Raw genomic sequence first — 12,376 nt, 5'->3', positions numbered from 1 at the left:
ATGGAGCCGTCCGACACCCTCGTCTGCTGCCCGATCTGCGACGCGCTGCACGAGGTCGATACGGTCGAGGACGGCACCCGGCTGCGCTGCGTGCGCTGCGGCACGGTGATCGCGGTCGGCCGGCCCGAGGCGATCCTGAGGATCGTGGTGCTCGCCTCGACCGCGCTCATCCTGATGTCGATCGTCGTGTTCTATCCCTTCCTGGAACTGCGCAACGGCGTCTTCACCAGCCGCGCCTCGGTCTTCGAGACGGTGATGAGCTTCAGCGAAGGCGTCATGGCCCCGCTGTCGATCGCCGTCGCCTTCTTCGTGATCGTGCTGCCGGTCGCCCGCCTCGGCACGCTCATATGGGCGCTCGCGCCGCTGTCGATCGGGCGAGCACCGCTGCCGGGGGCGGCCTTCGCGCTCCGCTGGGCGGAAATCATGAAACCCTGGGCCATGGCGGAGATCTTCATGGTCGGCGTCGCCGTCGCGCTGGTCAAGCTCGCCGATCTCGCCACGCTTTCGATGGGCCCTGCGTTCTGGTCCTTTGCGTCCATCGTGTTCATAACGGCCCTGAAGGACACGCAGATGAGCAAGCATTCGATATGGTCGGCTCTGGACACCGCGAAACGTTGAACGCGCTCACGGCGCGTGAGGCGGGGCTCGTGGGCTGCCGCCATTGTACCCGTGTCTGGCCGATGGGCACGGAGGTCTGCGCGCGCTGCGGCGGCAGCCTCGAAAGTCGCAGCCCGACCGCCCTGCAGCGGGTCTGGGCGTGGTGGATCGTGGGTCTGCTGTTCTACATCCCGGCCAACCTCTATCCGATGCTCATCACGCGGACCGTCGGCCGCGACTCGGAGGACACGATCGTCGGCGGGGTCATCACGCTCGCCCACCACGGGGCCTATGGCGTGGCCGCGATCGTCTTCTTCGCCTCGGTGATGATCCCGGTCGGAAAATTCGTCGCCATCGCCTATCTCGCCCTCGCCGTGCGCAAGTCGCACGGGCACCGGCCCCAACGCCTCCTCATCCTCTTCGAGGTGGTGGAATGGATCGGGCGGTGGTCGATGATCGACGTCTTCGTCGTCGCCATCCTCGTGGCACTTGTCCAGTTCAATCTCCTCGCCACCATCAACCCCGGTATCGCCGCCGTCACCTTCGCGCTCTCGGTCGTATTCACGATGCTCTCGGCCATGAGTTTCGACAGCCGGCGGATCTGGGACGAAGTGGAGATCCTTGCCGTTGAAGACCGAAAATGACCGATAGCCACGATCCCATCGCGCCCGCCAAACCCGTGCGGGACGACAGGCGCGCCCGACGCCGCGGCGTCGTGAGCGCCGTCTGGCTCGTCCCCATCGTCGCCATCGTCATCGCGCTGGCGATCGCCTACCAATCGTGGTCGCAGAGGGGCGTTCTGATTACCGTCGCCTTCCCGGATGCCTCGGGCGTCACGGTCGGGCAGACGACCCTGCGCTACCGCGAGGTGACGGTCGGCGTTGTCGAGGACGTGGGCTTCACGAGCGACCTGAGCCGGGTGAACGTCTACATCCGGGTCAACAAGGACATCGCGCCCTATCTCGACGACAACGCGAGTTTCTGGGTCGTTCAGCCCGAAGTCAGCGCGCGCGGCGTCCAGGGGCTCAATACCATTCTCTCGGGCACCTACATCGAAGGCACCTGGGACAGTTCCATCGGCGAGACGACGACGACCTTCCTCGGCGACGAACGCGCGCCCATCGTCCCGCCGGGCATCGAGGGCACGGCGATCGTCCTGCGGGCCCGCGACAGCAGCCGCCTCGGCCCCGGTGCGCCGATCCTCTATCGCGGTATCGAGGTGGGCGAGGTCTCGGCCCCGCGCCTGTCGCCCGACGGCAGCGAGGTCCGCGTCGACGCCTTCGTCCTCGCACCCTACGACCGTCAGCTGTCGACGGCGACGCGCTTCTGGGATTCCTCGGGCGTCTCGGCGACACTCGGAACGGGCGGCGTGGATCTGCGGATCGGTTCCATCGCCTCGATCCTCGAGGGCGGGGTCAACTTCGACACGCTCATTTCGGGCGGCGATGCGATCCGGCCGGGGCATATCTACAATATCTTCGACGACGAGGACACGGCCCGCGCCTCCACCTTCGAGACACCGACGAACCGCACCATCCGTGTGTCGGCGCTCTTCCCCGCGGCGGCCGCCGGTCTCGCGCAAGGGGCCGCCGTCCGCTACCAGGGCGTGACCGTGGGCAACGTGGTGGAAATCACCGGCTTCATCCGCCCGGACGATCCCGACGGGCAGGTCGAGCTCCTCGCGGTGATGGCGCTGCAGCCGGCGAAGATGGGCATGGAGCAGGTCGGCGACGATCTGACGGCGATCGACTTCATCGACAACCTCGTGGTCGCCGGGATGCGCGCGAAGCTCGTCTCCACCTCCATCCTCGGGGGCGACCTCGCCATTGATCTCGTCAACGAGGAAAGCGCGATCGGTCAGGGCGGGCTCGAAATCGGCATCGCCGCAAACCCGATCGTGCCGAGCACCGAAACCGACGTCCAGGGGCTCACGGCCAGCGCGGAATCGGTGCTGAACCGCATCAACGAGCTGCCGATCGAAGAGTTGCTGACCTCGGCCACGACGCTCCTCGACAACGTCAACCGCATCGCCGGCGACCCCGATACGCGGGCGATCCCCTCGGAGGTGCTGGCGCTCCTCGAGGACAGTCGCGGCCTGGTGCGCGACGGCCGCAACATCATCTCCTCGCCGCAGGTGGCCTCCGTCCTTCTCGACATCGAGACGATCACCGGCGATCTGCGCGCGATCACCCAGGACATCACCGAGCGGCAGATGATCGAAACGCTCGACGCAGCCCTCACCTCGGCCACGACGGCGGCCGACAACATCGCCCGCGGCACCACCGACCTCGATACGCTCGCGTCGACGGCTCAGTCGACGCTCTCGGGCATCGACGGCCTCGTGAACGACCCGGCCACCGCCGAGATCCCCGGCCTCGCCCGCGACACGCTCGATGGTACCGCGCGGATCGTGAACGGACCGGAGCTCGACGCGATCCTCGCCGATACCGCGCAGGTCGCGGCGGACGTCCGCGCCCTCGTCGCGCCGTTCGAGGGAAGCGCGCTCGCCGAGACGGTGACGCGGGCCGCCGCCTCGATCGAGCGCACTGCGGCCAACGTCGCCGCCGGAACCGAAGACCTCGAGACCCTCCGGCAGCAGATCGACGGCGTCGTGGGCGCGGCGGATGCCCTCCTGTCGTCGGCCGACACGCAGGCCCTCCCGGGCGCGGCGCGCGGGTTGATCGACGACGGCCGAACCCTGCTTGCCTCGCCCGAGGTCGCCTCGATCCTGCGCAACCTCGACGAGGTCACTGCCCAGATCCGCGCGATCACCACGGAGATCACGCAGCAGGGGGCCGTCGCAAGCCTCACCGCCGCGCTCGACGCCGCCGCCGAGGCCGCGACGAGCGTTGCCGCGGGGACGCAGAACCTGCCGGAACTCAGCGCCTCGACCGAGCGCGTCCTCGCCCAGGCCGAGACGCTCGGCGCGAACCTCAACGTGCTGGCGAACAAGGCCAACGAGCTGGCGCTCGACGAGTTGGTGAATGCGACGACAGACCTGATGCAGACGGCGGATGTCTTCCTGTCGTCCGACGAGGCCGGCGACGTGCCGGTCGTGCTGGCCGATACGCTGGAGGAGCTGCGCCTGACCATCGAGACCATCCGCACCGGAGGCACCCTCGACAACCTGAACGCGACGCTGCGCTCCACCTCGACGGCGGCCGACAGCATCCGAGTCGCGGCGCAGGATCTGCCCGCGCTCGTCAACCGCCTCCAGACGCTGACCCGCGATGCCAGCGGCCTTCTGGCGACCTATAGCGACGGCAGCAGGGTGAACACCGAACTCTATCAGGCCCTGCGCGCCGCGACCCGGGCCGCCGAGGACGTCTCCTCGCTCTCGCGCACGATCGAACGCAACCCGAATTCCCTGCTGCTAGGACGCTGACCCATGAAGACTTTCGCCCTCTGTCTCGCGCCCCTCGCAGTCGTGCTCGGCGCCTGCGGGCAGACGCAGTATTTCGCACCGCCTCCGACAACGTCGGACGTGCGCGTCAACGTCCGTGCGCAGACCGTGCAGGTGAACGAGATCTCCATTCCCGAATACGCGATCAATCAGGAGATCCCGATCCAGCAGGCGGACGGCAGCCTGACGACCGACACCGACCGGCTCTGGGCCGACCTGCCCGACCGGGCGATGCAGGGAGCGCTGACGCGGCACCTCAACACGATCACCGACGCGCGCGTCGCCGCCGAACCCTGGCCACTTTCGGGCTTTCCCGAGGTCGAGGTCTCGGTCTTCGTGGACGACATGATCGTGCGGGCCGACAGCACGCTGAACCTGACGGGAACCTACGCAATGAAATCCGAACTCGGCCGCGACCGCGTCGGCAGCTTCTCGATCAACGTGCCCGTGGTCGACATCGCCAGCTATACCGCCATCATCGCCGCGCACGAGGCCGCGTGGCAGCAGTTGGCCGAAACGCTCGCGCGGGATCTGTAGAGCGCCTCCGCAGGGCAGCCCTGCGGAGGCGCACTGGCCGGCGGCGGGATCATGCCTATATCGCAAGACGTAGTTGCGAAAGGCCCGCCATGAAACGCCATGTCCTCGCCATGCTGTCCGTCTTGGCCATCGCGGGCCCAACCGCGGCCGAGGAGGAGCAGAAGGATCTCGTTCAGCAGATCTTCGGAGAGATCGTCAGATCGTCCGGTCTCAGCGGAGAAATGACGGCGACGATGCCCGGCACGTCCGACGCGGACGAGCCCCTGGCCGAGGTTCTGCGCTTCGAGCCGTGGCAGATGCTCGACGACCTCTTCCGCGACGACATCGTCCTTCTGATGCGGCACGGGCCGACCGACTGGTCCAAGCGGGATGCGACCGACGTGGCACCGACCGATTGCGAAAATCAGCGGGTGATGACCGATCTCGGCAAACGGCAGATGCGCGACCTCGGCACGCTCCTCGTCGCCAACGAGATGATCCCCGGCCGGATCATCGTGAGCGAATGGTGCCGCAATCAGGAGACGCTCGCCGCCTTGCAGGACGGCATGGATCGCGCGCAACCCGGCTTGAGCGGCGGGATCGAGACCGAGACCTTCGCGGAGGCGAACCTTCTCCTCTCGCTTCAGGGGGCACCGAACGTCACGGCCATGCGCGAGCTGATCTCCGGATGGGACGGTGGCGCGGAAGAGGGGCCGCTCCTCATCATCTCGCATTTCACCAACATTCAGGAACTGACGCAGTTCAACGTGTACGAAGGCGAGATGCTCGTCGTCGACCCCGAGCGCGACAACCGGGTGCTGGGCTACCTCCGTCTGCGCTCCTCCGGGCCGGACATCGGCCACTTCGACGCAGAAGTGGTCGAGGCGACGGCGCAGGGGCGCTAGGCGCGTCCGCTGTGGTGCCAGAGCCGTCATCGTCGGGCTCGACCCGAGGATCTCCCGGCAAATACCCCTCTTTTGGAAAGAGGCTCCATCCGGCCCGACCGTGATACGGGACGGAACCATTCGGATCACATCAGATGGACCTCCGGATGCACTCCGACCGGCTGGATCGCCATTCGAGCGGAAGGCAAGATCAGCCGCAAAACGGCCTTAAGCTCTCGACAGGAACTGAGCTGACTGATCTCTCGGAAGGGAGGGTCCAACCGGTGCCGCTGAAGGGACTCGAACCCCCGACCCCATCATTACGAATGACGTGCTCTACCAGCTGAGCTACAGCGGCGACCGTGGTGCGCGCGTCCTAACAGGGGTCCACAGCCTGCGCCAGCCCCGAAATCAAGATTTCCGCGTCTCGCCAGCGGTGGTCTCCACGTGGCGCGGACGCTCCGCGTCCTCGGCAGACTCGGCGGCCGTGTCGTCGACGGTTGTGCCCGGCGCGGACGGCTCCGGCGGCTCGTCGACGGCCGCCATGTCATCGGCCAGGATCGCCGGAACGTCCGGCTCGACCGGGGCGATCTCGGACGGGCCGGTCAGCAGGGGCAACATCTCCGCAGGCAGGGTCGTGGACGCGGCCCCGGCAGGCGCGGCCTTCCAGGACAAGCTGTCGAAGGCCTCGCATTGCGTGCAGACCGGGATCCAGTCGGCGTGGATCGTGCCACAGTTGTCGCAGATCCACTGCGGCCCGCGCGGCGCGGTGATCGCCTTGGCGAGCCAGCCGCGCACGACCGCCTCCGAGCCGCCCTCGCCGCGTTCGATGGCCGCCATGAGCGTGAGCGAGCGCGTCGTCGGTTCGGTTTCGTAGAGCGTGCCGAGCGCGCGGCGCGCGCCGGGGAAATCCTCGGCCGCGATATGCAACTCGGCGTCGAGCATCTTCGTCTCGCTCGCCTCGGGTGCGACCTTGAGGAAAGGCTGGAACCGCTTGATGCGGGCTTCCGGCGTCTCGTCCTGCTCGATCTCGGCGAAAGCGGCCGCGAGGTCGGGGTGGGGCGTCTTGAGCCGCGCGGCCTTGAGCACCTTCGCGGCCCGACGCTTCTCGCCGGCCTCGATGTGCAGCCGCGCCGCCATGACGGCCGCGGGCACGAGCTCGGGCGCGAGGCGGTTGGCCTCGAGGATCTCGGCCTTGGCCTTGTCGGCGTTGCCGGCGGCCAGCTGCTCGCGCGCATCGGCGAGCGACAGCACGGCCTCCCGGCGCTTGTATACGTCCTTCGGCAGTGCTCCGGACTTCAGCTTGGCCGAGAGCACCTTGCGCGCGCCGTCCCAGTTTTCGTCGCGGGCCTGCAGGCGCAGGAGCGTGTCCTGCGTCTCGACGTGCCGCGGTTTCAGGGCGAAGGCCTTCTCGGCCAGTTTCATCGCGGTCTCGGTGTCGCCCTCCTCGAGCTTCTGTCGCATCAGCCCGCGCACGCCGACGAAACGCGTCCGGTCGTGCGTCACGAGCGTCTTCCAGGCGTCACGCGCGCGGTCCCGGTCGCCCACGGCCTCGGCGGCCTGCGCGACGATGAGCGTCGTGACCTCGGGCTTCTGCAGGTATTTCTCGGCCTTCTGCGCCTTGTTCGCCGCCTCCCGCGCCTCGCCGGAGGCCAGCGCGATCAGGCTGTCGGAGAGGGCGGCATACCCCTTCCGCTCCCGGTTCCGGTCGAAATAGGCCCCAAGCGCGGTGTCGTCTCCGTTGATCCACCGCAGCACCGCAACCAACAGGCCGACGAGCTTGAACACGACCCAGAGCACAAACAGCAGCAGGAGCCCGCCCAGCACAACCACGAGCGGCGAGAGCACGAACTCCATCCCGTCGAACCGCAGCGTGACGTCGCCCGATACGGCAAGCAGCCATTGTACGCCGAAGGCCAGCGCGGCGACGACGGCGACGAAGAGAAGGATCTTGAACAGCGACCAGAGCATCTAAATCCTCACTCGTCCTGGAGAAAGTCATCGGCGGCGGAGAGCGCCGCGGCCCGGCCGGCCACGCGCTCCTGCCAGGGGGCGAGCACGGCCTGCGCCTCGGCCGGAAGGGCCGCGATCTCCGCCTGCGCCGCATCGAGGTCGCCCCCGCGCACCGCGGCCTCGATCCGGCTCAGGACGGCATCCGGATCGTCCCCCTCGCGCGGCTCGAGGCTGCGCGGGTTGAAGGCGTTGCGAAAGAGAGAGCCGACGCCCGCCGCGGGCTCGGCCGCGCGGGCTGCCCGCAGCGCCTCGCGCGCGAGCTCGGGGAAGGTGTCGATGAGCGCCGCCTGCGTGGGTACGCCGGTCGCGGCCGGCCCGGCCAGCGCCTCGGGCGCATCGCCGAGGACAGCGAGCGGCTCGGCATAGGGCGCCCCCGATTGCAGGGCCACGCGCACTTGATTGCGTGCGGACTCGCGGGCCAGGGCCGCCGCGTCATCGCGCACCGCGGTCGCGCGGTCGGCAAGATCCGCCACCTCGGCTTCGAGCGCCGCGACCCGGGGGCCCAGATCCCCGCTCAGGGCCGCGATCTCGTCGCGGAGCGGGGCAAGCTCGGCGGCCACCTCTTCCGACGTGAGGCCGGCCGGTGCCGCCTCGGCGGTCGCATCTCCCGCGGGAGCCCGGCTTTCAAGCGCGTCGACCCGCACCTCGAGCGCCGCAAGCGCAGCCTCGATCTCCGAGAGGTCGGGTGCGGGGGCGTCCGCGGCCTTGAGCGTGTCGATCTCGGCGGCCAGCGCGTCGATCCGGTCTGCATCCACGGAGGTCGGGGGCTCCTGCGGGAACGCCAGCATCGCGACCACGAAGCCGAGACCTGCCGCGACGACGCCGCCCAAGAAGAGCGGAAGGAAGCCACCTCCGCGGCCGGAGGTCTCCTCGTCCTGCGGCACGACGACGGGCGGAGAGGCGGCGGGCGCATCGTCCATCCGGGTCACCTCCGCGGCCCCGTCTTCGGGCCCGGAGGTCGTCTCGGAGGTGGCGGCGTCGGCTTCCGGGGGAGCCGCCGGCTCCTGGTGCGGGGCGGTCGGGGCGACGATACGCGCGCCTTCGGGATCGGCGCGGCGGGTTTCGTCGGCGGGAGGCGCAGCCTTGGCGGAGGTCGTCGACGTCGGCGTGTCCGGGCCCTTCGATGTCTTGGATTTCGACGATGTCGATGTCTTCGCGGTGCGCGCCAAGGCGTCCCCTCCAGGCAGATTTCTCCTATACCTAGACCGACGACCGCCCCCCCTCAACCGCCGATCGGCGAAGAACCTCGACCGTCAGTTCGAGCATCGCCATACCGTCCGGCCGGGCACTCACGGCAACGGGCGGCCGCGGAAGCGCCTCGGCCACCGCCGCGCTGAGCGCGAGCGGCCGAAGGTTCCCGCGCATCCGGGGCGTGCAGGCCGCGCCAAGCAGCTCCGCGCTGCGGGGCGAGAAGACCGGCGCGAGGACCGGTCCGGCGCGCAAGACCGCTCGCGCCTGTTCGGACAGCGGTTGCGGCTCCTGCCGGTAGGCGACGTGCTCGGCGACCGACAGCCCCCGCGCCCGCAGTCGCCCGGCCAGATCCCCCCGGGTCACGGCCCCGCGCAGGTGTAGAAGCGGCCCGGCATCGCCCGGCACCAGATCGACGAGCGTATCGACGTCCGCGGCCGTGCCCAGCACCTCCACGCCCGCGGCGCGCGCCAGATCCGCCGTGCGCGGCCCCACCACCCAGGCGCGCCGGCCCTGCCCCTTGGCCCGGTCGAGCCCGATACGAACGGCGTTGCCCGACGTCAGCAGGAGGGTTTCCGTGCCCGGCGGGGGTGGATCGAGCGGCAGGATACGCAGAAGCGGGGAGATCACGACCTCGACGTCCGCCGCCCGCCGCAACGCCGCGGCGAACCGCTGCGCATCCGCCTCGGGGCGGGTCAGAAGGACGGGCAGCGACTGCATTGTTCCCCCGGGTGTGGCGGCATAGATGGGAGCCAGACTTGAACCGGTGGGCACCATGGCACAAGAGCTGACGATACTGGGCCTCGAAAGCTCCTGCGACGACACCGCCGCCGCCGTCGTGCGGCACGACGGGACGCGCGGGACCATCCTGTCGAACGAGGTGATCGGGCAGGACGCGCTGCACGCGGCCTTCGGCGGCGTCGTCCCAGAGATCGCCGCCCGCGCCCACGCAGAGAAGATCGACCTCGCCGTCGAGGCGGCGCTGGCCGAGGCCGGTCTCGACCTCGCCGCAGTGGACGGGATCGCCGTGACCGCCGGGCCGGGCCTCATCGGTGGCGTGCTGGCCGGGGTGATGTGCGCCAAGGGCCTTGCCGCGGCGACCGGCAAGCCGCTCATCGGTGTGAACCATCTCGCCGGCCATGCGCTCACCCCGCGCCTCACCGACGGGCTCGCCTTTCCCTATCTGATGCTCCTCGTTTCCGGCGGTCATTGCCTCTTCCTGCGGGTGGAAGGGCCCGACCGGTTCACCCGCCTCGGCGGCACGATCGACGACGCCCCGGGCGAAGCCTTCGACAAGGTGGCCCGCCTGCTCGGCCTTGCGCAGCCGGGCGGCCCCGCCGTCGAAACCTGCGCCGAGAGCGGCACGCCCGGCATCCCCCTGCCTCGCCCGCTCCTCGACCGTCCGGGCTGCGACCTGTCGTTCTCGGGGCTGAAGACGGCCGTTCTGCGCGCACGCGACGCGATCGTGGCGGAGCATGGTGGCCTGCCCGTCGGGCTCCGCGCCGACCTCTGCGCGAGTTTCCAGGCCGCCGTCGCCGACGTCCTCGCCGAGAAGTCACGCCGCGCCTGCGCCGACGCGCCCGTCACGGCCTTCGCCGTCGCGGGGGGCGTCGCGGCGAACCGCAGCTTGCGCGCGGCGCTCGAGACCGTGGCCCGGGACGCGGGCCTGCCCTTCGTTGCCCCGCCGCTCGCGCTCTGCACCGACAACGCGGCGATGATCGCCTGGGCCGGGGCCGAACGGCTGCGGCTGGGCGAGGTGGACGACCTGACCCTCGCCGCCCGCCCGCGCTGGCCGCTCGACGACCGCGCCGCCCCGATGCTCGGTTCGGGCAAGCGGGGGGCGAAGGCGTGATCGGCGTCGTCGGCGCGGGAGCTTTCGGCACCGCCCTCGCCGTCAGCTTCGCCGGGGCCGGGCGCGACGTGCGCCTCTGGGGTCGGGATCGGGCGGGGATGGAGCGGGCGGCACTGTCACGGGAATTGCCACGCCTGCCCGGCGTCTCCCTGCCCGATACTGTCCTGCCGACCGCTGACATCGCCGCGCTCGAAGATTGCGAGACGCTCCTCTTCGCCGTGCCGATGCAAAGCCTCTCCGCCTGCCTCGCCACCCTGCCGCTCGCGCCACGCCACGCCGTCGCTGCCTGCAAGGGCGTCGACCTCACCACGCTGACGGGGCCGGCAAGGCTCCTGCAAAGCGCCCTGCCCGATGCGGCCGTCGCCGTCCTCTCCGGCCCGAGCTTCGCCGCCGATATCGCCCGCGGGCTGCCGACGGCGCTCTCGCTCGCCTGCGCCGATCCGGCGGCGGGACAGCGGCTGCAGCAGACGCTCTCGACCCCGGCGCTCCGGCTCTACCGCACCCGGGACGTCACCGGCGTCGAGATCGGCGGCGCGCTCAAGAACGTCGTCGCCATCGCCTGCGGGGCCGCGATCGGGGCAGGTCTCGGCGAATCGGCGCGCGCGGCCCTGATGACGCGGGGCATGGCCGAGATGCTGCGGATCGCGCCGGCCCTCGGGGCCTCGCCGGAGACGCTGATGGGGCTGTCGGGCCTCGGAGACCTCGCACTCACCTGTGCGTCCCCGCAGTCGCGAAACTTTGCCCTGGGGCACGCCCTCGGCGCGGGCACCGACCGGCCCGTTGCCACCACCGAAGGGGCCGCCACGGCCACCGCCGCCCTGCGCCTTGGCGAGGCGCACGGGATCGACCTGCCTATCACGCGGGAGGTCGCGGCCCTTGTCGCCGGCGACACCACGGTGAAGGATGCAATGCAACGGCTGCTCGACCGCGACCTGACCGCGGAATGACGAAAGGACGACCTATGCTCCATGCCCTGATCTGCACCGATAAACCGGGCCACCTCGACGTCCGCAAGGCCAACCGGGAGGCCCATCTGGAGCACCTGAAGGCGGATCCGCATGTCGTTCAGGCCGGTCCCTTCATGAATGCCGCCGGCGAGATGTCCGGCTCGCTCATCCTCTTCGCCACCGAGGATCGCACCCATGTCGAGGCTTTCGCGGCGAACGACCCCTATGCGCGGGCCGGCCTCTTCGAAGACGTGCGGATCGAGACCTGGAACCGGGTGATCGGCGGATGAGATACTGGCTCTTCAAATCCGAACCCTCGACCTGGTCCTGGGACGATCAGGTCGCGAAAGGAGCAGAGGGCGAGGAGTGGGACGGGGTGCGCAACTACCAGGCGCGCAACTTCATGCGCGAGATGGAACTGGGCGACCGGGGCTTCTTCTACCATTCGCAGTCCGAGAAGGCGGTCGTCGGCACGGTCGAGGTCTGCGCAGCCGCGCACCCCGATTCGACGACCGACGACGAAAGGTGGGAATGCGTCGACATCCGCGCGGAGGCACCGCTCGAAACCCCGGTGACGCTGGCGCAGATCAAGGCGGAACCGAACCTTTCGGAGATGCCCCTGGTGACGCGCCCGCGCCTCTCGGTGCAGCCCGTCACGGCGGACGAATGGGCGATAATCTGCCGGATGGGCGGGATCATGCCATAAGGACTCGGGAACTCTGTCGCTCCGGGTGACGTTTGTCGGCGGGGAGACCGGATATGACGGCTGACAACATCCTGCGAATCGAACGGATTCATTTCGACTATCTGCGTGCCTGCGTGGAAGGGACGGCCATCTGCCGATACCCGAGTGGCCGTATCGTGCGTCGCCATCTCTCGGTCGCCGCCGACCTCCACTGGTCGCACGATGCGGCGGAGGCCGCGCTCCAACGCGAGGCCATCGCCGTCCTCTGACCCCTCGACTCCATCTGGACAA

At 69.6% G+C, this 12,376-nt stretch carries 13 protein-coding genes and 1 tRNA gene; 10 read left to right on the top strand and 4 right to left on the bottom strand.

All coding sequences use genetic code 11. The features are described 5' to 3' along the window. The 5 genes from HSX43_RS02560 (at position 1) to HSX43_RS02540 (ending at position 5,421) form a co-directional block, all read left to right on the top strand. On the top strand, positions 1 to 618 hold the full coding sequence (locus tag HSX43_RS02560) for a paraquat-inducible protein A (RefSeq protein WP_179378510.1): 618 nt from the start codon (positions 1 to 3) through the stop codon (positions 616 to 618). Between the two features lie 62 nt (positions 619 to 680). Further along, a complete protein-coding gene (locus HSX43_RS02555; protein ID WP_235962481.1) occupies positions 681 to 1,241 on the top strand; it encodes a paraquat-inducible protein A in 561 nt (186 codons plus the stop codon). Beyond that, positions 1,238 to 3,982: a PqiB family protein gene (locus HSX43_RS02550; protein ID WP_179378508.1), complete on the top strand. Its 2,745-nt coding sequence runs from the start codon at positions 1,238 to 1,240 to the stop codon at positions 3,980 to 3,982. Before HSX43_RS02555 ends, HSX43_RS02550 begins: the two co-directional genes overlap by 4 nt. Before the next feature lie 3 nt (positions 3,983 to 3,985). Beyond that, a complete protein-coding gene (locus tag HSX43_RS02545; protein WP_179378507.1) occupies positions 3,986 to 4,537 on the top strand; it encodes a PqiC family protein in 552 nt (183 codons plus the stop codon). 89 nt (positions 4,538 to 4,626) lie between these two features. After that, on the top strand, positions 4,627 to 5,421 hold the full coding sequence (locus HSX43_RS02540; RefSeq protein WP_179378506.1) for a histidine phosphatase family protein: 795 nt from the start codon (positions 4,627 to 4,629) through the stop codon (positions 5,419 to 5,421). Positions 5,422 to 5,685: 264 nt separating this feature from the next. Here HSX43_RS02540 and HSX43_RS02535 read toward each other — a convergent pair. From HSX43_RS02535 to HSX43_RS02520, 4 genes are all read right to left on the bottom strand, one after another. Further along, positions 5,686 to 5,758, bottom strand: a tRNA-Thr gene (locus HSX43_RS02535). 53 nt (positions 5,759 to 5,811) lie between these two features. After that, positions 5,812 to 7,371 carry a heme biosynthesis protein HemY gene (locus HSX43_RS02530; RefSeq protein WP_179378505.1) on the bottom strand — a complete coding sequence of 520 codons (1,560 nt, stop codon included), beginning with the start codon at positions 7,369 to 7,371 and terminating at the stop codon, positions 5,812 to 5,814. Between the two features lie 8 nt (positions 7,372 to 7,379). Beyond that, the gene (locus tag HSX43_RS02525; protein WP_179378504.1) at positions 7,380 to 8,582 is read right to left on the bottom strand and encodes a COG4223 family protein; all 1,203 of its coding nucleotides are present in this window, start codon (positions 8,580 to 8,582) and stop codon (positions 7,380 to 7,382) included. A 31-nt stretch (positions 8,583 to 8,613) separates the two neighbouring features. Beyond that, the gene (locus HSX43_RS02520) at positions 8,614 to 9,321 is read right to left on the bottom strand and encodes a uroporphyrinogen-III synthase (RefSeq protein ID WP_179378503.1); all 708 of its coding nucleotides are present in this window, start codon (positions 9,319 to 9,321) and stop codon (positions 8,614 to 8,616) included. 55 nt (positions 9,322 to 9,376) lie between these two features. On the opposite strand from HSX43_RS02520, the gene tsaD reads away from it, so the two are divergent. The 5 genes from tsaD to HSX43_RS02495 are packed head-to-tail and all read left to right on the top strand — an operon-like array spanning position 9,377 to position 12,354. After that, entirely contained in the window at positions 9,377 to 10,453 is a 1,077-nt protein-coding gene (tsaD, locus tag HSX43_RS02515) for a tRNA (adenosine(37)-N6)-threonylcarbamoyltransferase complex transferase subunit TsaD (RefSeq protein WP_179378502.1), read from the top strand. Continuing rightward, the gene (locus HSX43_RS02510) at positions 10,450 to 11,400 is read left to right on the top strand and encodes an NAD(P)H-dependent glycerol-3-phosphate dehydrogenase (protein ID WP_179378501.1); all 951 of its coding nucleotides are present in this window, start codon (positions 10,450 to 10,452) and stop codon (positions 11,398 to 11,400) included. Before tsaD ends, HSX43_RS02510 begins: the two co-directional genes overlap by 4 nt. Then, positions 11,397 to 11,690 (top strand): YciI family protein, encoded by a 294-nt coding sequence (locus HSX43_RS02505; protein WP_235962448.1) that lies wholly within the window; start codon positions 11,397 to 11,399, stop codon positions 11,688 to 11,690. The genes HSX43_RS02510 and HSX43_RS02505 overlap by 4 nt, the downstream gene beginning before the upstream one ends. After that, positions 11,687 to 12,106 (top strand): EVE domain-containing protein, encoded by a 420-nt coding sequence (locus HSX43_RS02500; RefSeq protein ID WP_179378500.1) that lies wholly within the window; start codon positions 11,687 to 11,689, stop codon positions 12,104 to 12,106. Before HSX43_RS02505 ends, HSX43_RS02500 begins: the two co-directional genes overlap by 4 nt. Before the next feature lie 53 nt (positions 12,107 to 12,159). Then, positions 12,160 to 12,354 carry a hypothetical protein gene (locus HSX43_RS02495; protein WP_179378499.1) on the top strand — a complete coding sequence of 65 codons (195 nt, stop codon included), beginning with the start codon at positions 12,160 to 12,162 and terminating at the stop codon, positions 12,352 to 12,354. Positions 12,355 to 12,376: the final 22 nt, after the last annotated feature.

Origin of the sequence: Jannaschia marina (assembly GCF_013404595.1) — a bacterium.
GTDB lineage: Bacteria > Pseudomonadota > Alphaproteobacteria > Rhodobacterales > Rhodobacteraceae > Jannaschia > Jannaschia marina.
The sequence above is the reverse complement of the archived record's forward strand: the minus strand, read 5'-3'. Positions and strand labels throughout refer to the sequence as shown.

Bases quoted from the DNA above. Each gene is read 5' to 3' on its own strand.
- HSX43_RS02495 (WP_179378499.1), top strand. From the start codon at position 12,160: ATGACGGCTGACAACATCCTGCGAATCGAACGGATTCATTTCGACTAT.
- HSX43_RS02555 (WP_235962481.1), top strand. From the start codon at position 681: ATGGGCACGGAGGTCTGCGCGCGCTGCGGCGGCAGCCTCGAAAGTCGC.
- HSX43_RS02500 (WP_179378500.1), top strand. From the start codon at position 11,687: ATGAGATACTGGCTCTTCAAATCCGAACCCTCGACCTGGTCCTGGGAC.
- HSX43_RS02505 (WP_235962448.1), top strand. From the start codon at position 11,397: ATGACGAAAGGACGACCTATGCTCCATGCCCTGATCTGCACCGATAAA.
- HSX43_RS02530 (WP_179378505.1), bottom strand. From the start codon at position 7,371: ATGCTCTGGTCGCTGTTCAAGATCCTTCTCTTCGTCGCCGTCGTCGCC.
- HSX43_RS02540 (WP_179378506.1), top strand. From the start codon at position 4,627: ATGAAACGCCATGTCCTCGCCATGCTGTCCGTCTTGGCCATCGCGGGC.
- HSX43_RS02560 (WP_179378510.1), top strand. From the start codon at position 1: ATGGAGCCGTCCGACACCCTCGTCTGCTGCCCGATCTGCGACGCGCTG.
- HSX43_RS02520 (WP_179378503.1), bottom strand. From the start codon at position 9,321: ATGCAGTCGCTGCCCGTCCTTCTGACCCGCCCCGAGGCGGATGCGCAG.
- HSX43_RS02545 (WP_179378507.1), top strand. From the start codon at position 3,986: ATGAAGACTTTCGCCCTCTGTCTCGCGCCCCTCGCAGTCGTGCTCGGC.
- HSX43_RS02550 (WP_179378508.1), top strand. From the start codon at position 1,238: ATGACCGATAGCCACGATCCCATCGCGCCCGCCAAACCCGTGCGGGAC.
- tsaD (WP_179378502.1), top strand. From the start codon at position 9,377: ATGGCACAAGAGCTGACGATACTGGGCCTCGAAAGCTCCTGCGACGAC.